26 protein-coding genes and 1 riboswitch are annotated in these 25,335 nt (G+C 73.7%); of the genes, 23 read left to right on the forward strand and 3 right to left on the reverse strand.

All coding sequences use genetic code 11. The annotated features are described in order from the left end of the window. The 10 genes from rpe (at position 1) to JQN72_RS05855 (ending at position 7,397) form a co-directional block, all read left to right on the forward strand. Positions 1-660 carry a ribulose-phosphate 3-epimerase gene (rpe, locus tag JQN72_RS05810; protein ID WP_204134212.1) on the forward strand — a complete coding sequence of 220 codons (660 nt, stop codon included), beginning with the start codon at positions 1-3 and terminating at the stop codon, positions 658-660. Further along, positions 657-1,268: a pentapeptide repeat-containing protein gene (locus JQN72_RS05815; protein WP_204134213.1), complete on the forward strand. Its 612-nt coding sequence runs from the start codon at positions 657-659 to the stop codon at positions 1,266-1,268. The genes rpe and JQN72_RS05815 overlap by 4 nt, the downstream gene beginning before the upstream one ends. A gap of 71 nt (positions 1,269-1,339) precedes the next feature. After that, positions 1,340-1,470: riboswitch (FMN riboswitch) on the forward strand. 108 nt (positions 1,471-1,578) lie between these two features. After that, complete coding sequence (ribD, locus tag JQN72_RS05820; protein ID WP_204134214.1) at positions 1,579-2,595, forward strand: bifunctional diaminohydroxyphosphoribosylaminopyrimidine deaminase/5-amino-6-(5-phosphoribosylamino)uracil reductase RibD; 1,017 nt, start codon at positions 1,579-1,581, stop codon at positions 2,593-2,595. 2 nt (positions 2,596-2,597) lie between these two features. Next, entirely contained in the window at positions 2,598-3,212 is a 615-nt protein-coding gene (locus JQN72_RS05825) for a riboflavin synthase (RefSeq protein ID WP_204134215.1), read from the forward strand. Next, positions 3,209-4,453 (forward strand): bifunctional 3,4-dihydroxy-2-butanone-4-phosphate synthase/GTP cyclohydrolase II, encoded by a 1,245-nt coding sequence (locus JQN72_RS05830; RefSeq protein ID WP_204134216.1) that lies wholly within the window; start codon positions 3,209-3,211, stop codon positions 4,451-4,453. Before JQN72_RS05825 ends, JQN72_RS05830 begins: the two co-directional genes overlap by 4 nt. A gap of 24 nt (positions 4,454-4,477) precedes the next feature. After that, on the forward strand, positions 4,478-4,990 hold the full coding sequence (gene ribH / locus JQN72_RS05835) for a 6,7-dimethyl-8-ribityllumazine synthase (protein WP_204134217.1): 513 nt from the start codon (positions 4,478-4,480) through the stop codon (positions 4,988-4,990). Continuing rightward, positions 4,987-5,742: a nicotinamide riboside transporter PnuC gene (gene pnuC / locus JQN72_RS05840; RefSeq protein ID WP_307812442.1), complete on the forward strand. Its 756-nt coding sequence runs from the start codon at positions 4,987-4,989 to the stop codon at positions 5,740-5,742. The genes ribH and pnuC overlap by 4 nt, the downstream gene beginning before the upstream one ends. A gap of 76 nt (positions 5,743-5,818) precedes the next feature. After that, complete coding sequence (locus tag JQN72_RS05845; RefSeq protein ID WP_204134218.1) at positions 5,819-6,082, forward strand: phosphoribosyl-ATP diphosphatase; 264 nt, start codon at positions 5,819-5,821, stop codon at positions 6,080-6,082. A 17-nt stretch (positions 6,083-6,099) separates the two neighbouring features. Further along, complete coding sequence (gene hisG / locus JQN72_RS05850; protein ID WP_204134219.1) at positions 6,100-6,945, forward strand: ATP phosphoribosyltransferase; 846 nt, start codon at positions 6,100-6,102, stop codon at positions 6,943-6,945. Next, positions 6,942-7,397 carry a PH domain-containing protein gene (locus JQN72_RS05855; RefSeq protein WP_204134220.1) on the forward strand — a complete coding sequence of 152 codons (456 nt, stop codon included), beginning with the start codon at positions 6,942-6,944 and terminating at the stop codon, positions 7,395-7,397. The genes hisG and JQN72_RS05855 overlap by 4 nt, the downstream gene beginning before the upstream one ends. Positions 7,398-7,415: 18 nt before the next feature. On the opposite strand, the gene JQN72_RS05860 is transcribed toward JQN72_RS05855, so the two are convergent. Genes JQN72_RS05860 through JQN72_RS05870 form a run of 3 tightly spaced genes read right to left on the reverse strand, consistent with a single transcriptional unit; the run spans position 7,416 to position 10,361 of the window. Next, positions 7,416-8,636: an MFS transporter gene (locus JQN72_RS05860; protein WP_307812443.1), complete on the reverse strand. Its 1,221-nt coding sequence runs from the start codon at positions 8,634-8,636 to the stop codon at positions 7,416-7,418. Between the two features lie 43 nt (positions 8,637-8,679). Further along, complete coding sequence (locus tag JQN72_RS05865) at positions 8,680-9,786, reverse strand: aromatic acid exporter family protein (RefSeq protein WP_204134221.1); 1,107 nt, start codon at positions 9,784-9,786, stop codon at positions 8,680-8,682. Further along, positions 9,783-10,361 (reverse strand): uridine kinase, encoded by a 579-nt coding sequence (locus JQN72_RS05870; RefSeq protein ID WP_204134222.1) that lies wholly within the window; start codon positions 10,359-10,361, stop codon positions 9,783-9,785. Before JQN72_RS05870 ends, JQN72_RS05865 begins: the two co-directional genes overlap by 4 nt. Before the next feature lie 36 nt (positions 10,362-10,397). On the opposite strand from JQN72_RS05870, the gene hisF reads away from it, so the two are divergent. The 13 genes from hisF to JQN72_RS05935 all read left to right on the forward strand — a co-directional run bounded on the left by hisF (position 10,398) and on the right by JQN72_RS05935 (position 25,272). Continuing rightward, complete coding sequence (gene hisF / locus JQN72_RS05875) at positions 10,398-11,171, forward strand: imidazole glycerol phosphate synthase subunit HisF (RefSeq protein ID WP_204134223.1); 774 nt, start codon at positions 10,398-10,400, stop codon at positions 11,169-11,171. Between the two features lie 53 nt (positions 11,172-11,224). Further along, positions 11,225-11,596, forward strand: a complete 372-nt coding sequence (gene hisI, locus JQN72_RS05880; RefSeq protein WP_204134224.1) for a phosphoribosyl-AMP cyclohydrolase — start codon at positions 11,225-11,227, stop codon at positions 11,594-11,596. Next, positions 11,593-13,161 carry an anthranilate synthase component I gene (locus JQN72_RS05885; RefSeq protein ID WP_204134225.1) on the forward strand — a complete coding sequence of 523 codons (1,569 nt, stop codon included), beginning with the start codon at positions 11,593-11,595 and terminating at the stop codon, positions 13,159-13,161. The genes hisI and JQN72_RS05885 overlap by 4 nt, the downstream gene beginning before the upstream one ends. Further along, complete coding sequence (locus tag JQN72_RS05890; RefSeq protein ID WP_204134226.1) at positions 13,158-13,760, forward strand: Trp biosynthesis-associated membrane protein; 603 nt, start codon at positions 13,158-13,160, stop codon at positions 13,758-13,760. The genes JQN72_RS05885 and JQN72_RS05890 overlap by 4 nt, the downstream gene beginning before the upstream one ends. A gap of 60 nt (positions 13,761-13,820) precedes the next feature. Next, positions 13,821-14,048: an HGxxPAAW family protein gene (locus tag JQN72_RS05895; RefSeq protein WP_204134227.1), complete on the forward strand. Its 228-nt coding sequence runs from the start codon at positions 13,821-13,823 to the stop codon at positions 14,046-14,048. An 11-nt stretch (positions 14,049-14,059) separates the two neighbouring features. Beyond that, on the forward strand, positions 14,060-14,863 hold the full coding sequence (trpC, locus tag JQN72_RS05900) for an indole-3-glycerol phosphate synthase TrpC (RefSeq protein WP_204134228.1): 804 nt from the start codon (positions 14,060-14,062) through the stop codon (positions 14,861-14,863). 5 nt (positions 14,864-14,868) lie between these two features. Then, positions 14,869-16,104, forward strand: a complete 1,236-nt coding sequence (gene trpB, locus JQN72_RS05905) for a tryptophan synthase subunit beta (RefSeq protein WP_307812462.1) — start codon at positions 14,869-14,871, stop codon at positions 16,102-16,104. Continuing rightward, a complete protein-coding gene (gene trpA, locus JQN72_RS05910) occupies positions 16,101-16,916 on the forward strand; it encodes a tryptophan synthase subunit alpha (RefSeq protein ID WP_204134229.1) in 816 nt (271 codons plus the stop codon). Before trpB ends, trpA begins: the two co-directional genes overlap by 4 nt. Next, the gene (locus JQN72_RS05915) at positions 16,913-17,425 is read left to right on the forward strand and encodes a MauE/DoxX family redox-associated membrane protein (RefSeq protein WP_204134230.1); all 513 of its coding nucleotides are present in this window, start codon (positions 16,913-16,915) and stop codon (positions 17,423-17,425) included. The genes trpA and JQN72_RS05915 overlap by 4 nt, the downstream gene beginning before the upstream one ends. 34 nt (positions 17,426-17,459) lie before the next feature. Further along, on the forward strand, positions 17,460-18,245 hold the full coding sequence (locus JQN72_RS05920) for a thioredoxin domain-containing protein (protein WP_204134231.1): 786 nt from the start codon (positions 17,460-17,462) through the stop codon (positions 18,243-18,245). A gap of 40 nt (positions 18,246-18,285) precedes the next feature. Then, entirely contained in the window at positions 18,286-19,152 is an 867-nt protein-coding gene (lgt, locus tag JQN72_RS05925) for a prolipoprotein diacylglyceryl transferase (protein ID WP_204134232.1), read from the forward strand. Between the two features lie 125 nt (positions 19,153-19,277). Continuing rightward, positions 19,278-23,819: a glutamate synthase large subunit gene (gene gltB / locus JQN72_RS05930; protein WP_204134233.1), complete on the forward strand. Its 4,542-nt coding sequence runs from the start codon at positions 19,278-19,280 to the stop codon at positions 23,817-23,819. Next, complete coding sequence (locus JQN72_RS05935; protein ID WP_204134234.1) at positions 23,812-25,272, forward strand: glutamate synthase subunit beta; 1,461 nt, start codon at positions 23,812-23,814, stop codon at positions 25,270-25,272. The genes gltB and JQN72_RS05935 overlap by 8 nt, the downstream gene beginning before the upstream one ends. Positions 25,273-25,335 lie beyond the last annotated feature (63 nt).

Raw genomic sequence — 25,335 nt, forward strand, 5'->3', positions numbered from 1 at the left:
GTGCAGATCTCGCCGTCGATCCTCGCGTCCGACTTCGCCAACCTCCAGTCCGAGCTCGAGGCCGTGCGCACCGCCGACTGGGCGCACGTCGACGTCATGGACAACCACTTCGTGCCCAACCTCACCCTGGGTCTCCCCGTCGTCGAGGCGCTGCTGAAGGTGAGCCCCGTCCCGCTCGACTGCCACCTCATGATCGAGGACCCGGACCGCTGGGCGCCGGGGTACGCCGAGGCCGGGGCCGGGTCGGTGACCTTCCACGTCGAGGCCGTGCGCGACCCCGTCGCCACGGCCCGGGCCATCCGAGCGGCGGGTGCGCGGGCCGCGTTCGCGGTCAAGCCCGGCACCCCTTTCGCGCCGTACGAGGACCTGCTGCCGGAGGTCGACATGGTCCTCGTCATGACCGTCGAGCCCGGCTTCGGCGGGCAGTCGTTCCTGGCCGACCAGATGCCGAAGGTGCGCGAGGTCAGCGAGGCCGCGCGCCGCCACGGCGGCGAGGTCCGCGTGCAGGTCGACGGCGGCGTCTCGGCCTCGACCATCGAGCAGTGCGCCGAGGCGGGTGCCGACGTGTTCGTGGCCGGGTCCGCCGTGTACGGCGCGGAGTCGGCCGCCGACGCCATCGAGGAGCTCCGAACCCTGGCCGCGCGCCACACGCACCCATGACCTCGCTCACCGAGCGGCTCGCGGACGCCGACGGCTACCTGGCCGACCTCGACCTCGCCGAGGGGCTGGCCCCCGGCGAGGTGCTGTCCGGCGTCGAGCTCGAGGCCTGCCGCTTCGACGGCAGCGTCCTCGAGAAGTCGGTCGTCCGGGAGTGCGTGTTCACCGACTGCACCTTCACCGGCTGCAACCTCTCGATGGCCGACCTCTCGGGCACGCGGTTCACCGACTGCCGGTTCGTCGACTGCAAGGCGCTGGCCGTGTCGTGGGGCAAGGTCGCTCCGGCGCCGCTCTCGACGCGCCCCTGGGACTTCGAGCGCTGCCGCCTCGACCTCGGGTCCTTCCGCGACCTCGAGGCGTCCCGGGCTCGCTTCGTCGACTGCTCGATGCACGAGGTCGACCTCGCGGGCACCGACCTGCGCGAGTCCGAGCTCCGCGGGTGCGACCTCGCCGGAGCCACCTTCGCGGCCACCGACCTGCGGGGCGCCGACCTCACGGGGTCGACGGGCTACGTCGTCGACCCGGCCGAGAACCGGGTCCGTGGGATGCGGGTCGACGCGCTCGCGGCCGGCGGGATCCTGCGCGCGATGGGCCTCGTCGTCGACGACTGACCCCTGGAGTGGGGAAGCACACAGCAGGACCGGAGTGTCGCGATGCCGAGCGCGTGGCGCATAATGGCCTCACACGTGCTCCGGGGTCGGTGCAATTCCGAACCGGTGGTGACAGTCCACGACCCGGCCGCAGCCAGCGGTCGGTTGACCCGGCGGAAATCCGGGACCGACGGTGAAAGTCCGGATGGGAGGCAGCACGTGCCGACGGGAGCGATCCCGTCGGCGGTCGTCGTGACCGCGCACCCGTGCGCGTGCCGCCGACCTCCAGCCCGGAGCCCGACCGACCGGTTCGAGGCACGAGGGCGAGACGATGACGCAGACGGCCACCGCGCTGATGCAGCGCGCGATCGACGCTGCGGTCCTCGGGGTGGAGGCCGACCCGAACCCTCGGGTGGGATGCGTCCTCACCGATGCCGGGGGCGAGGTCGTCGGCGTGGGCCACCACCGTGGCGCCGGCACCCCGCACGCCGAGGTCGACGCCCTGCAGCAGGCGGGGGGCGCCGCGCGCGGGGGCACGGCCTGGGTCACCCTCGAGCCGTGCGACCACACCGGCCGCACCGGGCCCTGCTCGGTCGCCCTCCTCGACGCCGGGGTGGCTCGTGTGCGGTACGCCGTGCCGGAGCCGTGGTCCGAGGCTGCCGGAGGATCGGCGCGCCTCGCCGCCGCCGGGGTCGACGTCGCCGTGGGCCCGCTGCGGGAGGAGGCCGAGACGGTCAACCGCACGTGGCTGCACGCCCGCCGCACCGGCCGCCCGTTCGTCACGTGGAAGTCCGCCTCGACGCTCGACGGCCGCTCGGCGGCCGCGGACGGGTCGAGCCGCTGGGTCACCGGCGAGCCCGCGCGGGCCGACGTCCACGCCCTGCGTGCCCGGTGCGGGGCCGTCCTCGTCGGGACGGGCACGGCCCTCGCCGACGACCCCGCCCTGACCGTGCGGGACGGTTCGGGAGCGCCGTCCGCCCGCCAGCCGCTGCGGGTCGTCGTCGGCACCCGTCGGCTCCCCGCGGACGCCCGCCTGCACGACGGCACGGCCGAGACGCTCGTCGTCCCCACGCACGACCCCGCCGCGGCGCTGGACGCCGTCCACGCCACCGGGGTGCACCACGTGCTCCTCGAGGGTGGCCCGACCCTCGCCGCGGCCTTCCTCCGCGCCGGGCTGGTCGACGAGGTCGTCGCCTACGTGGCACCGGCCCTGCTCGGCGGCGGGTCACCGACCGTCGGCGACCTCGGGGGCACCTCGATCGAGGACGCGCTGCGCCTCGAGACGACCGACGTCACCGTCCTCGGTGGCGACGTCCGCATCACCGCCCGCCCGCTCGGAAGGAGCTGACCGTGTTCACCGGCATCGTCGAGGAGCTCGGCACCGTCATCGCCCTGGAGCACGCGGCGGACTCCGCCCGGCTCGCCGTCCACGGCCCGCTCGTCACCTCCGACGCCACCCACGGGGCGTCCATCGCGGTCAACGGGGTGTGCCTGACGGTGGTCGAGCACGGGGACGGCGCCTTCACGGTCGACGTCATGGAGGAGACCCTCCGCCGCAGCAGCCTCGGCGCCCTGACCGTGGGCGACCCGGTCAACCTCGAGCGCGCGATGGCCGCGTCGGCGCGGTTCGGCGGGCACGTCGTCCAGGGCCACGTCGACGGCACCGCCACCGTGACCGCGCGTGAACCGGGGGAGCGCTGGGAGGTCGTCCGGTTCTCGCTGCCCGGCCACCTCGCGCCCTACCTCGTCGAGAAGGGGTCGGTCACCGTCGACGGCGTGTCCCTGACCGTCGTCGAGGCCGGCGACGACCACTTCTCCGTCTCCCTCGTCCCGACGACCCTCGAGCTGACCACCCTCGGCAGCCGGGCCGTCGGCGACGTCGTCAACCTCGAGGTCGACGTCCTCGCCAAGTACGTCGAACGGCTGCTCGCCACCCGCTTCGCCCCGACGGAGGTGTCCTCGTGACCCGGTCCCCGCACCCGCCCGCGCTCGCGACGGTCGAGGAGGCGCTGGACGCGCTGCGCGACGGCCGTCCGGTGCTCGTCGTCGACGACGCCGACCGCGAGAACGAGGGCGACGTCGTCCTCGCCGCGCAGACCCTCACACCCGAGTGGACGGCCTGGGCCGTGCGGCACACGTCCGGGTACCTGTGCGCCCCGATGCCCGAGACGACCGCCGACCGCCTCGGCCTCCCGCTCATGGTGGCCGACAACCGCGACCCGCTCGGGACCGCGTACACCGTCACCGTCGACGCCGCGGTCGGGGTGACCACGGGCATCTCGGCCGCCGACCGCACCCGCACGGCGCAGGTGCTCGCCGACCCCTCCTCGACCGCCGCGGACCTGCGTCGCCCCGGCCACGTCGTGCCGCTCCGGGCACGCGAGGGCGGGGTCCTCGTCCGCCCCGGCCACACCGAGGCCACGGTCGACCTGTGCCGGCTGGCCGGCCTGGAGCCGGTCGGTGTCATCGGCGAGCTCGTCGAGGACGACGGCGCGATGACCCGGCTGGACGGCGTCCTCGCGCTCGGCGCAGAGCACGACCTGCCGGTGCTCACCATCGCCGACCTCGTGGGGTGGCGGCAGCGGCACGACCGGGTCCATCGCGTCGCCGACACCGTGGTGCCGACCGCCCACGGTCGCTTCCGGGCCCTGGCCTACCGGGACGGGCTCACCGGCGAGGAGCACCTCGCGCTCGTCGGACCGCGCGGCGCCGGGGAGGGGCCGACGCTCGTGCGGGTGCACTCCGAGTGCCTCACCGGCGACGTCCTCGGCTCCCAGCGCTGCGACTGCGGGCCGCAGCTCGACCGCGCGCTCGAGCGGGTCGCCCTCGAGGGCGGGGCCGTCGTCTACCTGCGGGGGCACGAGGGCCGGGGCGTGGGCCTCGCCGAGAAGCTGCGCGCCTACGAGCTGCAGGACCGCGGGCGGGACACCGTCGACGCCCAGCTCGAGCTCGGCCTGCCGGTCGACGCGCGCGACTACTCGGTCGCCGCGAGCATCCTCGCCGACCTCGGCCTCACCGAGGTGCGCCTCCTGACGAACAACCCGGCCAAGGTCGAGGGCCTGCGAGCGCACGGCGTGGCGGTCGCCGCCGTCGAGCGGCTGCGGACCACGCCCCTCCCGACGAACGCGGCCTACCTGCGCACCAAGCGCGACCGGATGGGGCACGACCTCGTCCTGGACCCCGCGGACGACGTCACGTCCGCCTGACCCGAGACCCCGAAGGAGACCGCCGTGAGCGGAGCAGGATCCCCCACCGTGAGGACCGACGGCCGCGGCCTGAGAGTCGCCGTCGTCGCGGCCTCGTGGCACGACGAGGTGATGGACGGCCTCCTCGCCGGAGCGCGGCGGGCCCTGGACGAGTGCGGGGTCGTCGCCCCACTCGTCGTCCGGGTCCCCGGCACCGTCGAGCTCAGCGTCGCGTGTGCGCGGCTGGCCCCGTCGCACGACGCGCTCGTCGCGCTCGGGGTCGTCGTGCGGGGCGGGACCCCACACTTCGAGTACGTCTGCCAGAGCGCGACCGCCGGGCTCACCGAGGTGTCGGTGCGCTCCGGGGTGCCGGTCGGGTTCGGGGTGCTCACCTGCGACGACGACGCCCAGGCGCTCGACCGTGCCGGTCTGCCCGGGTCCCGCGAGGACAAGGGCCACGAAGCGGCGCTGGCGGCCGTGGCGACGGCGGTCGTCCTGCGCGAGGCGGTGGGGGAGGCGCCCGCCCGGGTGCCCGCACCGGTGGGTGAGGCCCGGTGAGCTCCGCCGTGCACCTGCTCGCCGCGGCCACGGACGGCACCTCGAACGCCTTCCAGCAGGTGCTCGACGCGAGCATCCCGATCGGCTCGTACTCGCTGCACTACGTCGAGGTCGTCGGGGTTCTCATCGGCATCGTCTCGGCCTGGTACGGGATGCGGCGCAAGGTCTGGGCCTGGCCGGTCGGCATCCTGGCCAACGTCCTCCTGTTCTTCGTCTACATCGGTGCCACACTCGGCGCCGACCAGCGCATCCCGCTCTTCGGCCAGGCCGGGAGGCAGGTCTTCTTCATCGTCGTGAGCATCTACGGCTGGGTCACGTGGGCCGCGTACCGGCGGCGCCACGGCGGCGGCTCCGCACCGGCCGTCCGACCCCGGTGGATGAGCGGGCGGGAGCGCGCCCTCGTCGCCGCGGGCTGGCTGCTCGGCACCGTGGTCGTGCACTGGGCCTTCCAGGTGCTGTCGGCGTGGCCGGCCCAATGGTGGTTCTACTGGGCGGACGCGTGGATCTTCGTCGGGTCCGTCGCCGCCACCTACGCGATGGCCCGGGGCTGGAACGAGTTCTGGCTCGCCTGGATCGGGGTCGACCTCGTCGGGGTACCGCTCGGCTTCGCCACCGGCTACGTGCCGACGTCGGTCATGTACATCTTCTACGGGCTGTTCGTCGTCTACGGCTTCACCCGGTGGGTCGAGGTGACCCGGGCCGAGACGGCCGCCCACACCGAGAGGGCCGCGCGGACCGCGCCGGTCCCGTGACCCGCCGGCACGCTCGAGGGCGGCGGACGCGGACGGCGTGCCGAGCCGGCTCGTCGGCCCCGTAGGCTTGTCGACCGTGAAGACGTTCGACGCGCTGTTCGCCGAGCTCGAGGACAAGGCCCGTACGCGGCCGGAGGGCTCCGGCACGGTCGCCGCCCTCGACGCCGGCGTCCATGCGATCGGGAAGAAGATCGTGGAGGAGGCGGCCGAGGTCTGGATGGCCGCCGAGCACGAGGGGCGCGAGCGCACCGCCGAGGAGGTCAGCCAGCTGCTGTACCACCTGCAGGTGCTCATGCTCGCCACCGACCTCACCCCCGACGACGTCTACGCCCACCTCTGACCGGAGGCACCCGACCCATGCTCCGCATCGCCGTCCCCAACAAGGGGTCGCTCTCCGAGCCCGCCGCCGAGATGCTCCGCGAGGCCGGCTACCGCACCCGCCGCGACTCCAAGGAGCTCGTCGTGCGCGACGAGGCCAACGCGGTCGAGCTGTTCTACCTGCGCCCGCGTGACATCGCCGTCTACGTCGGCTCCGGCACCGTCGACTGTGGAGTCACCGGCCGCGACCTCCTCCTCGACTCCGGCTCGGCCGCGGTCGAGGTGATGGAGCTCGGCTTCGGCGCGTCCACCTTCCGCTACGCCGCACGGCCCGGCACCGCGTCGAGCCTCGAGGACGTCGCCGGGCACCGGGTCGCGACGAGCTACCAGGGCCTCGTCGAGAAGCACCTCGCCGACCACGGCATCGGGGCCGAGGTCGTCCGTCTCGACGGCGCGGTCGAGACCGCCATCACGCTCGGCGTCGCCGACGTCATCGCGGACGTCGTCGAGACCGGGGCCACGCTGCGCAGCCAGGGCCTCGAGGTCTTCGGCGAGCCGATCCTGCGCAGCGAGGCCGTGCTCGTCCGCCGGGAGGGGACCGACGAGACCGCCGCGGTGGAGGTGCTCCGGCGGCGTCTCCTCGGGGTCGTCACGGCAAGGCACTACGTGATGCTGGACTACGACGTACCGGCCGAGCTCGTCGACCGCGCGTGCGCCGTCACGCCCGGCCTGGAGAGCCCCACGGTGTCGTCGCTGCAGAACCGCGACTGGTGTGCGGTGCGGGCCATGGTCCCGCGCACGGTGACGAACGCCGTCATGGACGAGCTCTACGACCTCGGTGCCCGGGCCATCCTCGTCACCGACATCACCGCCTGCCGGCTGTGAGCGAGGCCGCGCCGCCCCCGCTCGACGCCCCGTTCCGGCCCCGTCGCGGGCGGGTCGTCCCGCGGGTGGTCGCCGTGGCGTTCGTCGTCGTCTTCGGTGCGGTGGCGGTGGCCCTGGCCGTCGTCGGGCACTGGGGCGGGGGAGACGTCGCGGCGTTGCTCGCCTTCGCGCTGGTGGTGGCCGCGTTCGTGTGGCGGTACTCCACGATCAGGGCGGTGCCGGGCCGGGACGGCCTCGTCGTCCGCAACCTCGTGGTCACCCGCACGGTCGGCTGGGACGAGGTCGTGCGGGTGCGGTTCGCCGACGGCGACCCCTGGGTGACGCTCGATCTCGTCGACGACGACGAGCTCGCGGTGATGGCCGTCCAGCGGGTCGACGGCGAGCTCGGGCAGGAGGAGGCCCGGCGGCTGGACCGGCTCGTCGCCGAGCGGCGAGGTCGCGGCGTCCGCTGAGGTCCCTCGGAGCGCGGCTCAGGCGCTGACGGCCGTGCGCTCCTCGCCCACCCGCTCCAGCCCCGGGTGCACGCGGGAGCCCAGCGCGAGCTGGGGGAGGGTCACGAGGGCGAGCACGCCCCAGAGGGCCCCGTAGGAGCCGGTCACGTCGTGCACCGCCCCCATGGTCGCCGGGCCGAGCGAGGCGAGGGTGTAGCCGAGCAGGAACCCCATCGCGGTGAGCCGGGCACTGTCCTGCGGCGTCACGCTGAAGCGGACGACGAGCCCCAGCGCGAGGGCGAAGCACGCGCCCTGCCCGGTGCCGAGGAGGACCGCCCACACCCAGGGCGCGGCGTCCGGCGCGAGCCAGGTCCCGAGCACGCCCACCCCGCCGAGCGCGGTCGCGCCGACGACGAGCACGCGTCCGTCCCGCACCCGGTCGAGCAGGGCCGGTGCCGCGAGACCCGAGACGAACTGCGTCCCGGTGAACACCGACATCAGGAGGCCGGCGTCGGTCGGGGTCCACCCGCGGGACTCGTAGGTGGGCGCGATCCAGGCGAGGGAGGAGTAGAACTGCCAGGACTGACAGACGAGGAAGAGGGCGATGAGCCACGCGGTGCGGCTCCGCCACGGCAGGCGGTGCCCCGACACCGCCGTGGGCGCCGGGGCCTGCGGGCGGCGCAGGGCGCGCGAGGCCGGGACCCAGGCCAACAGGGCGACGGCGGCGAGCGGTGCCCACGCGAGGAGGGAGCCCGACCACCCGCCCAGGCGCGAGGCCAGGGGGACGGCGGCCGCCGACGCCAGGGCGGCCATCGACATCATCGTGAACATGACGAGCCCGGTGCCGAGGCCCGACCGCTGCGGCGGGAAGACCGTCTTGACCACGCCCGGCAGGAGGGTGCCCGCGAGGGCGATGCCGGCACCGGCGACGAAGGTGCCGGCATAGAGCGGTGGCGCGGCCCCGCCGCCGAGGCCGCGCAGCACCACGCCGACGAGCACGAGTGCGACGCCCGCGCCCACGGTCGCCCGTGCCCCGACGCGCCGTCCCACCTGGTTGGCGACCGGTGCGAGGAGCCCCATGCACAGCACGGGCAAGGTCGTGAGGACGCCCATCCAGGTACCCGACAGCCCGAGGTCGGTGCGGATGGACTCGGCGAGCGGCGGCAGGCTCGCCATGAGGGTCCGCAGGTTCGCCGCCACGAGCACGAGCGCGACGACGACCGTCCACCGGGGCAGGGCGCGGGCCGAGGAGGTGCTCACCGGCGCATGGTGTCACCCGCAGCGGGCCGGAGCCCGCCGCGGCTCACGGGAGGAAGGACTCCGGGACGAGACGGATGGCCTCGTCGTCGTCGAGACCGGCGACGACGAGGAGGTCGACGACCATCGAGCGCACCTGTCCGCGGATCATCTCCGCGGAGAGACCCGCCGTCGGTTCGGCCCGCGCGGACAGGCCGGCCACCCGTTCGAGCACGGTCCGGCCGGCCGTCGGGAGGGTGTGCTCGTCGAGGACGCGGGCGAGGTCGGCGGCGGCGCGGCCGAGCTCGGCGACGAGGTCGACGTAGCGCTCGGGCACCTGTTCCTCGCGGCGTACCGCGACACCGGCGCGGCGGGCGAGCACCCGCAGGTTGCGCACGCAGCGGTCCAGGGGCGCGACGAGCGCCGAGGCCGCGACCGCGTTCGGCCGGTGCGCGCGGAGCAGCGGGGACTGCCGCACGACGGCGATGCCCTCGGCCGCGGCCACCCGGAGGTCGGTGAGCTCGTCCTCGAGGGCGCGGGCCTCGGCGAGGGCCTCCCGAGCGGCGTCGACGTCCCCCGTGCGCAGGGCGTCGGCGACGTCGTGCAGGACGCGGGCGACCGCGCGGACCGTCCGGGCGGCCTCCCTGCGCGGCCGGGCGACCGGGCTCGTCGGTGCGACGGCACCGATGACGAGCGCGACCGCGCCTCCGACGAGGGCGTCGAGCCACCGGGAGACCCCCTCACCGGTCGAGGCGACGAAGGCGACGATGAACACCGACTGCACCCCGGCCTGGATGACCGCGAGGTGCCCGGACGACACGAGGACCCCGACCGCCATGGCCGCGACGACGACGAGCGCCATCTGCAGCGCACCGCTGCCGAGGAGGATGACGATGGCGTCCCCGACGAGCACCCCGATGGCGACACCCACCGTGACCTCGACGATCCGGCGCAGCCGCTGCCCGTAGGTGAGCCCGAGGCAGAGGATGGCCGTGACCGGCGCGAAGAAGGGTCGGGTGTGGCCCAGGCCGTGCACGGCGATGGTCCAGGCCAGGGCGACCGCCACGCCGGTCTGGGCGAGGAGGACGAGGCGGTCGCGCAGCCTGCGGACCCCGCGCCCGAGCGCCGCTCCCACGCCCGAGGGGCCCCCGCGGAGCGTCGTCCCGAGACTCACGACCCGGCGTCCGTCGAGAGGACGAGGTCGGCGCGGCTGCGGGTGCCGTCCGCGGCGAACAGCGCCGCCTCCTGGGCCGCCCACCGCTCCCAGTGCGGCCGGAACGCCTCGCCGTCGCGCTCGATGCCGCGGCGCATCCGCTCGGCGCGGCCGGCCTCGACCCAGACCCGGACTGCCGCGTGGTCACCCGCCGGGCCCACGCTGCTGCCGCAGCCCTCCAGGACGAGGACCGGGGCCGCCGCCACCGTGCGCGAGCCACCCCAGCGGCCGGCCTCCCAGTCCCAGAGCCGGTAGGTGGCCTCCTCGCCCCGGGAGAGCGGGGTCAGCACCTGCTCGACGAGCAGCGGCACCGAGGCCGCGAGCCCGTCCCAGCCCGGGAAGATCTCGTCCATGTGGACGCTCGGGCAGCCGAGGGCGTCGACGAGGCCCTTCGCGAGGGTCGTCTTGCCCGAGCCGCTCGGACCGTCGACCGCGACCACCCGCGTGCCGCCGCACCGCGGCGGGGCGGTGGCGAGCACGGCGAGGACGGCGTCGACGTGGGCCGGGTCGGCCGGGTCCGTGACCTGGAACCACACGGTGGACGACCCTAGCGCCGCCACTACGCTGTCGCCGTGTCCGTCGCCGTCCGCGTCATCCCGTGCCTCGACGTCGACGCCGGGCGTGTCGTCAAGGGGGTCAACTTCCAGGGGCTGCGCGACGCCGGCGACCCCGTCGCGCTGGCCCGCCGTTACGGCGAGCAGGGGGCCGACGAGCTGACCTTCCTCGACGTCACCGCGAGCAGCGGTGACCGCGCGACGACCTACGACGTCGTCGCGCGCACCGCCGAGGAGGTCTTCATCCCGCTGACCGTCGGAGGCGGGGTGCGCACGGTCGGCGACGTCGACCGGCTGCTGCGCGCCGGCGCGGACAAGGTGGGCGTCAACACCGCGGCCATCGCGCGGCCTGAGCTCATCGCCGAGACCGCCGACCGCTTCGGCGCCCAGGTGCTCGTCCTGTCGGCGGACGTACGACGCCGCCGGGCGCAGGACGGCACGGTGGCCGGTGGGTTCGAGGTCACGACCCACGGCGGCCGCACGGGGACCGGCATCGACGCCGTCGAGTGGTGCGCCCGCGCCGAGCAGCTGGGAGCGGGCGAGATCCTCCTCAACTCGATGGACGCCGACGGCACGAAGGACGGCTTCGACCTCGAGCTCATCCGGCTCGTGCGTGCCGAGGTCACCGTGCCGGTCGTCGCCAGTGGTGGTGCCGGGGCGGCACGGCACTTCGCCCCCGCGGTGCACGCCGGGGCGGACGCCGTCCTCGCCGCGAGCGTCTTCCACTTCGGCGAGCTCACGATCGGCGAGGTCAAGGACGCCTTGCGGGCCGAGGCGCTGCCCGTCCGGTGAGCACGGGCCGGACCGTGGCGCCCCGGTCCGCGGCGCCACGGCAGAATGACCGGGTGCCGACCTCCGACGCCGTCCTCGACCCCGCCGTCTCCGCGCGCCTGACGCGTGACGAGCGCGGCCTCGTCGCCGCCGTCGTCCAGCAGCACGACTCCGGCGAGGTCCTCATGCTCGGCTGGATGGACGACGAGGCGCTCCGCCGCACCCTCACCGAGGGGCGGGTCACCTTCTGGTCCCGCTCCCGGCAGGAGTACTGGCGCAAGGGCGACACCTCGGGCCACGTCCAGTACGTCCGCTCCGTCGCGCTCGACTGCGACGGCGACGCGCTGCTCGTCCGGGTCGACCAGGTGGGCGCCGCGTGCCACACCGGGGACCGCACCTGCTTCGACGCCGGCGACCTCGGAGCGGTCGCCGGGGGACCCGCATGAGCGGGGCCACCCCCGCCGCCGAGACCCCGGACCTCGCCTACGGGCAGACCTGGCCCGGGCTCGACGTCTTCGGCGTCCTCGCCCGCGACCGGCGCATCATCCCGGTCGTCCGCCGGCTCATGGGGGACGCCGAGACCCCGGTCGGGGTGTACCGCAAGCTCGCGGGTGACCGCTCGGGCACGTTCCTCCTCGAGTCGGCCGAGCACGGAGGCGTGTGGTCCCGGTGGTCGATCGTCGGCGTCGCGAGCCACGCGACCCTCACCGAGCAGGACGGCGAGGTGCACTGGATCGGCGAGCCACCCGTGGGCGTGCCCACCGACGGCCTCGCGACGGACGCCCTGCGGAGCACGATGGCCGCGCTCTCGACCCCACCCATCGCCGGGCTGCCACCGCTGACCGGCGGGATGGTCGGGGCCATCACCTACGACGCCGTCCGCCGGTGGGAGCGGGTGCCCGCCGAGCTGCCGGACGACCTCGGCCTGCCCGAGCTCTCGATGATGCTCGCCACCGACCTCGCCGTCCTCGACCACGCCGACGGGTCGATCCTCCTCGTCGCCAACGCCGTCAACTACGACGACACCGACGAGCGGGTCGAGCAGGCGTGGGCCGACGCCGTCGCCCGCCTCGACGCCATGACCGCCGCCCTCGCGGCCCCGGCACCGAGCACGGTGGCGACCGTGGACGTCGAGGCCGCGGAGCGTGCCCTCCAGGAGGTGCGCTCGAACACCACGCAGGAGCGGTACGAGGAGATCGTCGAGCTCGCGAAGGAGGACATCCGCGCGGGGGAGGTCTTCCAGGTCGTCCTGTCCCAGCGGTTCGGGCTCGACTGCCCCGCCGACCCGCTCGAGGTCTACCGGGCGCTGCGGGCCTCGAACCCGAGCCCGTACATGTACCTCTTCCGCTTCCCGACCCCGGACGGCTCGTCCTACGCGGTCGTCGGCAGCTCGCCCGAGGCCCTCGTGCGGGTCACCGGGGGGCGCGCCATCACGCACCCGATCGCGGGCTCGCGCCCGCGCGGCAAGACCCCGGAGGACGACGTCCGGCTCGCCGACGAGCTCCTCGAGGACCCCAAGGAGCGCTCCGAGCACGTCATGCTCGTCGACCTCGGCCGCAACGACCTGCAGCGGGTCTGCCGTCCGGGCACCGTCGACGTCGTCGAGTTCATGGACGTCCGCCGCTACAGCCACATCATGCACATCGAGTCGACCGTCGTCGGGGACACCCGGCCGGGCGTGGCCGCCTACGACGTGCTCGTCTCCACCTTCCCGGCCGGGACCCTGTCGGGGGCCCCGAAGCCCCGGGCCCTGGCCCTCATCGAGCAGTACGAGCACTCCCGCCGCGGGCTCTACGGCGGCGTCGTCGGCTACCTCGACTTCCACGGCGACCTCGACATGGCGATCGCCATCCGCACCGGCGTGGTCCGGGACGGCGTCGCGTACGTGCAGGCCGGCGCGGGAATCGTCGCCGACTCCGTCCCCGCCGGCGAGCACGCCGAGTGCGTCGCCAAGGCCACGGCCGTGCTCCGGGCCGTCGCGACGGCCCGGGCGATGCGGACGGTGACGTGAGGAGCCCCACGGGCAAGGCGCCGGTCGCCCTGCTCGGCGTGCTGGGGGCCGGTGGCCTCCTCGCGGCCGGGGTGCGGCCCTGGGTCACCGGCACGGTGGACGACGCCGTGCTCGGCGGCAGCCGCGTGGTCGCGACCGGTGCGGACGTCGCCCCAGGGCTCTCCGCCCTGGCCCTCGCCAGCGCCGCGGCCGCCGTCGCCGTCGTCGCCACGGGCCGGAGGGCGCGAGCCGTGGCGCTCGTCCTCTGGGCCGCCTGTGTCGCCGGCGCCGTCGTCCTCACCGTGCGGGTCCTCGCCGACCCCTCCGGGGTCCTCGGGCCGGTGGCCGCGGCCCGGGTCGGGCGCAGCGGGACGGTCCCGGCCTCCGCGACGGCCACGACGGGGGCCTGGGTCGCGCTGGCCGCCGTGGTCGTGCTCGCCGCGGCGCTCGTCGCGGGCGTCGTCGGCGCCCGTCGCTGGACGGCGCCGTCCGCGCGCTACGAGGCGCCGGGGAGCGCCGACGAGCACGTCGCGGGCAGCCGGGGCGAGCGGGTGAGCAGCGCCTGGGACGACCTCTCGGCCGGCCGCGACCCGACCGACGGTGCCGACCCGCCCACCTGACACAATCTCATCGACTCGGCGGGCCGGAGCCCGTCCGTCCCGCGACCGTAGAGTGGAGCCATGAGCGAGCACGAAGACCACGGCCACAGCGTGGCCGCCTGGACCGCCGTCGTCATCATCATCGTCGCGTCGGCGATCATGTCGCTGGCCGTCGTGTTCCCCAACGTGTGGCTCTTCGTCGGCGGCGCCGTGCTCGCGGTCGTGGGTGCGGTGGCCGGCAAGGTGCTGTCCATGGCCGGGTACGGCGCGGCAGGGCGCGACCGCGACGAGGCCCCGTCCATCCAGTGACGGTCGGTGCCATGGTGACCACCGTCCTCGACGACATCGTCGCGGGGGTCCGCGAGGACCTCGCGCAGCGGCGGCGCCGGACGAGCCTGGCCGACCTCCAGGGTGCGGTCCTCACCGCGGCCCCCGCGCTCGACGCCGAGGCGCTGCTGCGGCGCCCCGGTCTCTCGCTCATCGCCGAGGTCAAGCGGTCCAGCCCGAGCAAGGGCGCCCTCTCCGACATCCCCGACCCTGCGGCCCTCGCCTGCGCGTACGAGGCCGGGGGCGCCACGGCGGTGTCCGTCCTCACCGAGCGGCGCCGCTTCGGGGGCAGCCTCGACGACCTCGACCACGTCCGTGCCGCGGTCTCGGTGCCGGTGCTGCGCAAGGACTTCGTGGTCACCGACTACCAGGTCTGGGAGGCCCGCGCGCACGGTGCGGACATCGTCCTGCTCATCGTCGCCGCGCTCGACGACGCCACCCTGGCGTCCCTCCTGGCCCGGGTGGGCGAGCTCGGGATGACCGCCCTCGTCGAGGTGCACGACGAGAACGAGACCCAGCGTGCCGTCGACGCGGGCGCCACCGTCATCGGCGTCAACGCCCGCAACCTCAAGACCCTCGAGGTCCACCCGGACACCTTCTCCCGGCTGCGTCCCCTCGTGCCGAGCAGCGTCGTGACCGTCGCCGAGTCCGGCATCTCCGGGCCCCGGGACGCCGCCGCGTACGCCGAGCAGGGAGCGGACGTCGTCCTCGTCGGCGAGGCGCTCGTGCGCACCGGTGACCCGCGGGGCGCGGCCGCAGCCATCGTCGCCGCGGGTGCGGCGCCGGAGGCGTCGTGAGCGAGGTGCCGGCCCCGGACGAGGACACCGACCTCGTCCCGCAGGAGCTGCCTCGCCCCGGGCGCTTCGGCGACTTCGGCGGGCGCTACGTGCCCGAGGCGCTCGTCCCCGCGCTCGAGCAGCTCGACGAGGCGCGCCAGAAGGCGGCGGTCGACCCCGAGTTCACCGACGAGCTCGCGCGGCTGCACGCCACGTACACGGGCCGGCCGAGCATCCTCACCGAGGTCCCGCGCTTCGCCGCGCACTGCGGCGGCGCCCGGGTCGTCCTCAAGCGCGAGGACCTCAACCACACCGGCTCGCACAAGATCAACAACGTCCTCGCCCAGGCCCTCATCACCAAGCGGATGGGGAAGACCCGGGTCATCGCCGAGACCGGAGCGGGACAGCACGGCGTGGCCACCGCCACGGCCGCCGCCCTCATGGGCCTGGACTGCACGGTCTACATGGGCAAGGTCGACACCGAGCGGCAGGCGCTCAACGTCGCCCGGATGAAGATCCTCGGCGCCGAGGTCGTGGCCGTCGAGCACGGCAGCGCCACCCTCAAGGACGCCATCAACGAGGCGCTGCGGGACTGGGTCACCAACGTCGGCACGACGCACTACGTGATCGGCACGGTCACCGGGCCGCACCCGTTCCCCGAGATGGTCCGCGACTTCCACGCGGTCATCGGCGAGGAGGCCCGCGCCCAGGTCCTCGAGCTCACCGGCCGGCTGCCGGACGCCGTCGTCGCCTGCGTGGGCGGCGGGTCCAACGCGATGGGCATCTTCCACCGGTTCGTCGAGGACGAGGGCGTACGGCTCGTCGGGGTCGAGGCCGGGGGAGAGGGCATCGAGTCCGGCCGGCACGCCGCGCGGTTCGCGTCCGCGTCACCGGGCGTGCTGCACGGCGCGATGAGCTACCTCATGCAGGACACCGACGGCCAGACCGTGGAGTCGCACTCCATCTCCGCGGGGCTCGACTACCCGAGCGTGGGCCCCGAGCACTCCTATCTGCGCGACATCGGCCGGGCCGAGTACCGCTACGCCACCGACGACCAGGTGATGGAGGCCTTCTCGCTGCTCTGCCGCACCGAGGGGATCATCCCGGCCCTGGAGTCCGCGCACGCCCTCGCCGGGGCGGTCGAGCTCGGCCGCGAGCTCGGGCCCGAGGCGCTGCTGCTCGTCAACCTCTCGGGCCGCGGCGACAAGGACATGCACACCGCGGCCGCGTACTTCGGGCTCGTCGACGAGGACGCCCGGTGAGCGCCACCGGGGCGGGGGTCGAGGACGTCCTGCTCCGGTGCCGCGCCGAGGGCCGCGTGGCGCTCATCGGCTACCTGCCCGTCGGCTACCCGAGCGTCGAGGGCTCGGTCGCTGCGATGCGGGTGCTCGTCGAGGCGGGCTGCGACATCGTCGAGGTCGGCCTGGCCTACAGCGACCCGGTCATCGACGGCCCGGTCAACCAGGACGCCATGGCCGCCGCGCTCGAGGCAGGGGTCCGCGTCGACGACGCCTTCGACGCCGTTGCGGCCGTCCGCGAGGCCGGGGCCACCCCGGTCGTCATGTCCTACTGGAACCTCGTGCTGCACCGTGGGGTCGAGCGCTTCGCGGCCGACCTCGCCGCCGCCGGCGGCGCGGGGCTCATCACCCCCGACCTCGTGCCCGACGAGGCCGACGACTGGGTGGCCGCCAGCGACCGGCACGGGCTGGACCGCATCTTCCTCGTCGCGCCGAGCAGCACCCCCGAGCGGCTCGCCCGTGTGACCGCGGCCTGCCGGGGCTTCGTCTACGCCGCCTCGACGATGGGGGTCACCGGCGCCCGCAGCAGCGTCGACGGCGACGCCCGCGGGCTCGTCGAGCGCGTCCGCGCGGTCTCGGACATCCCGGTGTGCATCGGGCTGGGCGTCTCCACGCGCGAGCAGGCCGCCGAGATCGCGGGGTATGCCGACGGGGTGATCGTCGGCTCGGCGCTCGTGCGCACGCTCGGCGGTGACGGGGAACTCGACGAACGGCTCGAGTCGTTGCGCACCCTGACGACAGCACTGGCCCAGGGCGTCCGGGAGGGACACCGGTGACGAGCACCGTCGACGACGTCGACACCGACACGACGCCCTGGTACCGGCGCGACCGGTTCCTCGACGTCGTGGGGCTCCTCGCGCGGCTCTTCCTCGGGGTCGTGCTCGTCGTCGCCGGAGCGGTCAAGGTCGGCCACCCGCTGACGTCGAAGCGCGCGGTGCAGGCGTACCAGGTGATGCCGGACGACCTCGCCGCCTGGATCGGGCTCGCCCTGCCGTTCCTCGAGATCGTCCTCGGCGTGCTCCTGGTCCTCGGGCTGTTCACCCGTCCCGTGGCGGCCCTCTCCACCCTGCTCATGGCGGTGTTCGTCGTGGGTATCGCGCAGGCCTGGGCCCGGGGGCTGACCATCGACTGCGGATGTTTCGGCGGTGGCGGCGAGATCGGCGCCGACGAGACGAAGTACCCTCAGGAGATCGCCCGCGATGCGAGCTTCGCCGCCGCGGGGGCGTGGCTGTGGTGGAGACCCCAGTCCCTCGCCGGCCTCGACCGCATCCTCTTCGGGCACTGACCCGCCCACGTCCACGAAAGGCACCTGCACCACCATGGCCAAGAACTCCACCAAGGCGAAGGGCAAGGCGGCGTCGAACGCGCGCCAGGCCAAGATCCAGGCCGCGCAGAGGTCGTCGGGTGCCGGTGCCAACAAGATCGTCGTGGCGACCGTCGTCGTGGTGGTCGCGATCATCGCGGTGGTCGGTGGCGTCATCTGGATGGAGACGTCCAAGAAGAACCAGATCACCGGTGGCGGCAACGCCGTACCCCCGGGCGTGAGCGAGCTGGGAGCGGGCTACCCCGCGTTCTCCGACGCGACCGTGGTGGACGGCGCACCGACCGTCGACCTCTACGAGGACTTCCAGTGCCCCGCCTGCAAGGGCTTCGAGGACCAGCTCGGCCCGACGATCGAGGACCTCGCGTCCTCCGGCAGGATCGAGCTCGTCTACCACATCAAGAACTTCCTCGACGACAACCTCGGGAACACGTGGTCCACGAAGGCAGGGTCCGCGGCCTTCTGCGCGGCCGACGCGGGGAAGTTCCAGGAGTTCCACGATCAGGTGTACGCCAACCAGCCCACCGAGGGGGACGGCTTCACCGACGAGCAGCTCCGAGGCTTCGCGGAGACCTCCGGGATCACCGGTGACGCGCTGACGACGTGGCAGGAGTGCTACGACGCCGACAAGTACGCCGACTACGTCAACTCGGTCGAGGAGCAGAGCTTCCAGGACGAGGTGACCGGGACCCCCACGGTGATGATCGACGGGGAGATGACGGACCTCGCGTCGATCGGCACGCCCGAGCTGTTCACCCAGGCCGTCGAGAACGCCACGAAGTGAGCCGTCGACCCCGGCCGTGCCCGGGGCCACGGAGCCTCCTGTGACCACATCCCTCCCCAGCCCCACCGTCGGAGCCCTCGAGCTCGGCCCGCTGACGCTACGCGCGTACGCCCTCTGTATCCTCGCGGGCATCGTCCTCGCCGTCTGGCTCACCGGGCGTCGCCTCGCCACCCGCGGGGTCGACCCCGGCGTCTCCCTCGACGTCGCGGCGTACGCGGTCGTCGCAGGCATCCTCGGGGGCCGGATCTACCACGTCATCACCACCCCCGACCCCTACTTCGGCGAGGGCGGCAACCTCGTCGACGCCCTGAAGATCTGGAACGGAGGCCTCGGGATCTGGGGCGCGATCTCCCTCGGTGCGCTCGGCGCCTGGGTCGGGTGCCGTCGGGCCGGGGTGTCCTTCCTGACCTTCGCCGATGCCGGGGCGCCCGGCGTCGTCTTCGCCCAGGCGCTCGGCCGCTGGGGCAACTGGTTCAACAACGAGCTCTACGGCGCGCCCACCGACGTCCCGTGGGGGCTGACCATCCACGAGTGGGACCAGGCGTCCGGACGCGCGGTCACCGACGCCTCGGGTGACCCCGTCGTGGTCGGGACGTTCCACCCGACCTTCCTGTACGAGTTCCTCTTCCTCGTCGTGCTCGGGGTGTTCCTCCTCGTCGTGGACCGGAGGCGTTCGCTCGCGCCGGGACAGCTCTTCGGCCTCTACGTCGCCGGCTATCCCGTCGGGAGGGTCATCGTCGAGAAGATGCGCACGGACGAGGCTGAGCTCGTGCTGGGTCAGCGGCTCAACGTCTGGACGAGCATCCTCGTGTTCTTCCTCGGCGTGTGGGTCTTCTGGTACACCGGACGGCGAGCCGCGCGTTCCGACGTCCGGCACCCGTCGCCCGAGTCCCAGGATGCGGGATAGGCCGGCTCGCATCGCAAGACGACGAAGCCACCGGATACCATGCCTCGACGTGGCCGCAGTCGTCCGCGCCTGACCTTGCCGTGACCGGCCCCTGAGGCCGATGACCCCGAGGACGGTGATGCGACGTGTCCGTCGCCAGCTTCTCCGCCCAGCCCGCCGATATCGGCCTCTACCGCCGTGCGCACGAGCACGACGCGTGTGGCGTCGCCATGGTGGCCACGATGCGGGGGACTGCCGGGCACGACATCGTCGTCCACGCACTCGACGCCCTGCGCAACCTCGACCACCGCGGTGCCACCGGAGCCGACCCGCTCGTCGGTGACGGCGCCGGCATCCTCACCCAGGTCCCGGACGCCTTCTTCCGGGCCGTGGTCGACGTCGAGCTCCCGCCCGCCGGGCAGTACGCGGCCGGCATGGCATACCTCCCGACCGACGAGGCCGACCGGGAGGAGGCACAGCGCAGGGTCGAGGAGATCGCGGACGCCGAGGGCCTGACGGTGCTGGCCTGGCGGGACGTGCCGGTCACCCCGGACCTCGTGGGCGAGGCCGCCCGCGCCACCATGCCGTGCTTCCGCCAGGTCTTCGTCGGCAGCGACTCCGGGCTGTCCGGCATCGAGCTCGACCGCGTCGTCTTCGCCCTGCGCAAGCGGGCCGAGCGCGAGGCCGAGATCTACTTCCCGTCCCTCTCGGCGCGCACCATCGTCTACAAGGGGATGCTCACCACAGGGCAGCTCGAGCCGTTCTTCCCCGACCTCTCCGACGAGCGGTACACCACCGAGCTCGCGCTCGTCCACTCCCGGTTCTCCACGAACACCTTCCCGAGCTGGCCGCTGGCCCACCCGTACCGCCTCATCGCGCACAACGGCGAGATCAACACGATGAAGGGCAACCGCAACTGGATGCACGCCCGCGAGAGCCAGCTCGCCTCCGACGTGCTGCCCGGCGACCTCTCCCGGCTCTCGCCGATCTGCACTCCGGACGCGTCCGACTCCGCCTCGTTCGACGAGGTCCTCGAGCTCATCCACCTCGGCGGACGTTCGCTGCCGCACGCGGTCCTCATGATGATCCCGGAGGCCTGGGAGAACCACGCCTCGATGGACCCGGCCCGCCGGGCCTTCTACGAGTTCCACTCGACCTTCATGGAGCCCTGGGACGGGCCCGCTGCCGTGTGCTTCACCGACGGCACCCTCGTCGGGGCGGTCCTCGACCGCAACGGGCTCCGGCCCGGACGCTACTGGGTCACCGACGACGGGCTCGTCGTCCTCGCCTCCGAGGCCGGTGTCCTCGACCTCGAACCCGAGAACGTGGTCCGCCGCGGCCGTCTCCAGCCGGGCCGGATGTTCCTCGTCGACACCGAGGCCGGCCGGATCATCAGCGACGAGGAGATCAAGTCGACCCTCGCCGGCGAGCACCCGTACGAGGAGTGGCTGCACGCCGGTCTCATCGGGCTGCCGGACCTGCCCGACCGCGAGCACATCGTGCACACCGCCGCCTCGGTCGCGCGCCGCCAGCGCACCTTCGGGTACACCGAGGAGGAGCTCAAGATCATCCTCGCCCCGATGGCGCGCACCGGGGCCGAGGCGCTCGGTTCGATGGGCACCGACAGCCCGATCGCCGTGCTGTCCGACCGCCCCCGGCTCGTCTTCGACTACTTCACCCAGCTGTTCGCGCAGGTGACGAACCCGCCGCTGGACGCCATCCGCGAGGAGCTCGTCACCTCGCTGGCGAGCGCCGTCGGGCCCGAGGGCAACCTCCTCGACTCCAACCCCGCGCACGCCCGCCAGGTGGTGCTGCCGTTCCCGGTCATCGACAACGACGAGCTCGCGAAGATCGTGCACATCAACGCCGACGGCGACCTCCCCGGGTTCGGCACGGTCGTCGTCCGCGGCACGTACGACGTCAGCGGTGGCGAGGACGCGCTGCGCGCGCGGCTCCACGAGATCTTCGCCGAGGTCTCGGCGGCGATCGAGGAGGGCGCCCGGTTCGTCGTCCTCTCCGACCGCGACTCCGACCGCGACACCGCGCCGATCCCGTCGCTGCTGCTCACCTCGGCCGTGCACCACCACCTCATCCGCGAGAAGACCCGTACCCAGGTCGGGCTCATCGTCGAGGCCGGAGACGTCCGCGAGGTCCACCACGTGGCGCTCCTCGTCGGCTACGGCGCGGCCGCCATCAACCCGTACCTCGCGATGGAGACCGTCGAGGACATGGTGCGTCGGGGCGACATCACCGACGTCACGGAGGAGGCGGCCGTCGCCAACCTCATCAAGGCGCTCGGGAAGGGCGTCCTCAAGGTGATGTCGAAGATGGGCATCTCCACCGTCGCCTCGTACCGGGGCGCGCAGGTGTTCGAGGCCATCGGGCTGTCCCAGGAGCTCGTCGACGAGTTCTTCACGGGGACCGTCACCCAGCTCGGCGGGGTCGGGCTCGGCGTGCTCGCGGCGGAGGCCGCTGCCCGGCACGGCATGGCCTACCCGCCGGACGGCATCCGGCAGGCGCACCGCAAGCTGATGACCGGCGGGGAGTACCAGTGGCGCCGCGAGGGCGAGCCGCACCTGTTCGACCCCGAGACGGTCTTCCGGCTGCAGCACGCCACGCGCCAGCGCCGCTACGACGTCTTCAAGCAGTACACCCACCGGATCGACGAGCAGTCCGGCCGCCTCATGACGCTGCGCGGGCTGTTCGAGCTCGGTGGCGCGGAGCCGCGCGAGGCCGTGCCGATCGAGGAGGTCGAGCCGGTCTCCGAGATCGTCAAGCGGTTCTCCACCGGCGCCATGAGCTATGGCTCGATCAGCCAGGAGGCCCACGAGACCCTCGCCGTCGCGATGAACCGCCTCAAGGCGCGCTCCAACACCGGCGAGGGCGGCGAGGACGTCGAGCGGCTGCTCGACCCCGAGCGGCGCTCGGCCATCAAGCAGGTCGCCTCCGGCCGGTTCGGCGTGACGTCGATGTACCTGACGCACAGCGACGACATCCAGATCAAGATGGCCCAGGGTGCCAAGCCCGGCGAGGGCGGCCAGCTGCCCGGCCCGAAGGTGTACCCGTGGGTGGCCAAGACCCGGCACTCCACGCCGGGGGTCGGGCTCATCAGCCCGCCGCCGCACCACGACATCTACTCGATCGAGGACCTCGCCCAGCTGATCCACGACCTCAAGAACGCCAACCCCGAGGCGCGCATCCACGTCAAGCTCGTCTCCGAGATCGGCGTCGGGACGGTCGCGGCGGGTGTCAGCAAGGCGCATGCCGACGTCGTCCTCATCTCGGGCCACGACGGCGGGACCGGCGCCTCGCCGCTCACCTCGCTCAAGCACGCGGGCGGTCCCTGGGAGCTCGGCCTCGCCGAGACCCAGCAGACGCTCGTCCTCAACGGGCTGCGGGACCGGATCGTCGTCCAGGTCGACGGACAGATCAAGACCGGCCGGGACGTCGTCGTCGCCGCGCTGCTCGGGGCCGAGGAGTTCGGCTTCGCGACGGCGCCGCTCGTCGTCTCGGGCTGCATCCTCATGCGGGTGTGCCACCTCGACACCTGCCCCGTCGGGATCGCCACCCAGAACCCCGAGCTGCGGGCCCGCTTCTCCGGCGCCCCCGAGTTCGTCGAGACCTTCTTCGAGTACATCGCCGAGGAGGTCCGCGAGCACCTCGCGGCGCTGGGGTTCCGCTCGGTCGAGGAGGCCATCGGCCAGATCCAGCACGTCGACGTCAGCAAGGCCGTGCAGCACTGGAAGGCCTCCGGGCTGGACCTCTCGCCGATCCTCACCCGGGTCGAGAGCCCGGACGGCTCGGGAGTGCGGCACCGCGTCGCCCAGGACCACGGCCTCGAGAAGGCGCTCGACCACCAGCTCATCGCTGCGGCGCGCGACGCGATCGACCACGGTGAGCCGGTGCGCGCCCGCTTCGGCATCCGCAATGTCAACCGGACGGTCGGGACGATGCTCGGTCACGAGGTCACCAAGGCCAACCCCGAGGGGCTGCCGGACGGCACCGTCGACCTCACGCTCACCGGCTCGGCCGGGCAGAGCTTCGGGGCGTTCCTCCCGGCGGGCATCACGCTGCGGCTCGAGGGCGACGCCAACGACTACGTCGGCAAGGGTCTCTCCGGCGGGCGGGTGGTCGTGCGGCCGGCGCCGGGCTCCGCCCTGGTCGCCGAGGAGAACGTCATCGCCGGCAACGTCATCGCCTACGGCGCGACCTCCGGCGAGCTCTTCTTGCGTGGTCGCGTGGGCGAGCGCTTCTGCGTGCGCAACTCCGGTGCCACCGCGGTCGTCGAGGGCGTGGGCGACCACGGGCTCGAGTACATGACCGGTGGGACCGCGCTCGTCCTCGGCCCGACCGGACGCAACCTCGCCGCCGGGATGTCCGGTGGCGTCGGGTACGTCCTCTACCTCGACCCCGCGCGGGTCAACCCCGAGCTCGTCGACCTCATGCCGCTGCGGCCCGACGACGAGCTCGTCGTGCACGACCTCCTCGAGCGCCACCAGCGGTGGACCGACTCCTCGGTCGCGGCCCGGCTCCTCGCCGACTGGGGCTCCGCCCGGTCGGCCTTCACCCTGGTCCTCCCACGCATCTACCAGCGCGTCCTCGACGTGCGGGCGGGTGCGGAGGTGGAGGGCCTCGACCCCGACGGCGCCCAGGTGTGGGAGCGGATCATGGAGGCGTCCCGTGGCTGACCCCCGAGGCTTTCTCACGACGCGTGAGCGGGAGCTGCCCCGTCGCCGGCCCGTCCCGGTCCGGATCCGGGACTGGAAGGAGGTCTACGAGGAGCAGTCGGTCCCCGAGCTCCAGCGTCAGGCCGGCCGCTGCATGGACTGCGGCATCCCCTTCTGCCACAGCGGCTGCCCACTTGGGAACCTCATCCCCGAGTGGAACGACCTCGCGCGACGGGGCGAGTGGCGCGAGGCCATCGAGCGGCTGCACGCGACGAACAACTTCCCGGAGTTCACCGGGCGGCTCTGCCCGGCGCCGTGCGAGTCGGCGTGCGTGCTCGGCATCAACCAGCCCCCGGTGACGATCAAGCAGGTCGAGGTCACGACCATCGACCGTGCCTTCGAGAACGGGATCGTGTTGCCGCAGGCGCCCGAGCGCCTCTCCGGGAAGACCGTCGCCGTCGTCGGCTCCGGCCCGGCCGGGCTCGCCGCGGCGCAGCAGCTGACCCGCGCCGGCCACACCGTGGCGGTCTACGAACGGGCCGACCAGCCGGGCGGGCTGCTGCGGTACGGCATCCCCGAGTTCAAGATGGAGAAGGCGGTCCTCGACCGCCGCATCGCCCAGATGAAGTCCGAGGGCACCCGGTTCCGCACCGGCGTCTCGGTCGGCCACGACATCACCGGCTCGGACCTCAAGAAGCGCTTCGACGCCGTCGTCGTCGCCGTCGGGTCCACCGTCCCGCGGGACCTGCCGGTCCCGGGCCGCGAGCTCGACGGCGTCATGCAGGCGATGGACTTCCTCCCGCCGGCCAACCGGGTCGCGCTCGGCCAGGAGGTCGAGGGCCAGGTCACGGCCGAGGGCAAGGACGTCGTCGTCATCGGCGGTGGCGACACCGGCGCGGACTGCATCGGTACGGCGCACCGCCAGGGCGCACGGTCGGTCACGAGCCTGGAGATCATGCCTCAGCCGCCGGCCGACCGCAGCGACGCCAACCCGTGGCCGACGTACCCGATGCTGTTCCGGGTCGCCTCGGCGCACGAGGAGGGTGGCGACCGCGTCTACGCCACGTCGACCAGCGAGGTCGTCGGGGACGAGGACGGCACGGTCCGCGCGCTGCGCCTGTACGAGGTGCAGCGCGGTGAGAACGGCTTCGAGAAGGTCGAGGGCACCGAGCGGGAGATCCCGGCCCAGCTGGTCCTCCTGGCGATGGGCTTCCTCGGGCCGGAGCCGGAGGGACTGCTCGAGCAGCTCGGCGTCGAGAAGGACGAGCGGACCAACGTCGCACGGGATGGGCACTTCATGTCCTCGGTCCCGGGCGTGTTCGTCGCCGGTGACGCCGGGCGTGGCCAGTCGCTCATCGTGTGGGCCATCGCGGAGGGCCGGTCGGTGGCGCACGAGGTCGACTCGTGGCTCATGCACAAGCCCTCCAGGCTGCCCCGTCCGGTCAACCCGACGGACCGTCCGCTGACCGCCTGAGGGGCGCCGGCCGACCTGTGACCCGGGTCACGGTGAGCGCGCTCCCACCGATAGGGTTCGAGC

It is taken from the genome of Phycicoccus sp. CSK15P-2 (assembly GCF_016888005.1).
GTDB lineage: Bacteria > Actinomycetota > Actinomycetes > Actinomycetales > Dermatophilaceae > Phycicoccus.

Bases quoted from the DNA above. Each gene is read 5' to 3' on its own strand.
- JQN72_RS05895 (WP_204134227.1), top strand. From the start codon at position 13,821: ATGAGCGAGCACGAAGACCACGGCCACAGCGTGGCCGCCTGGACCGCC.
- JQN72_RS05920 (WP_204134231.1), top strand. From the start codon at position 17,460: ATGGCCAAGAACTCCACCAAGGCGAAGGGCAAGGCGGCGTCGAACGCG.
- hisG (WP_204134219.1), top strand. From the start codon at position 6,100: ATGCTCCGCATCGCCGTCCCCAACAAGGGGTCGCTCTCCGAGCCCGCC.
- JQN72_RS05815 (WP_204134213.1), top strand. From the start codon at position 657: ATGACCTCGCTCACCGAGCGGCTCGCGGACGCCGACGGCTACCTGGCC.
- ribD (WP_204134214.1), top strand. From the start codon at position 1,579: ATGACGCAGACGGCCACCGCGCTGATGCAGCGCGCGATCGACGCTGCG.
- JQN72_RS05885 (WP_204134225.1), top strand. From the start codon at position 11,593: ATGAGCGGGGCCACCCCCGCCGCCGAGACCCCGGACCTCGCCTACGGG.
- trpC (WP_204134228.1), top strand. From the start codon at position 14,060: ATGGTGACCACCGTCCTCGACGACATCGTCGCGGGGGTCCGCGAGGAC.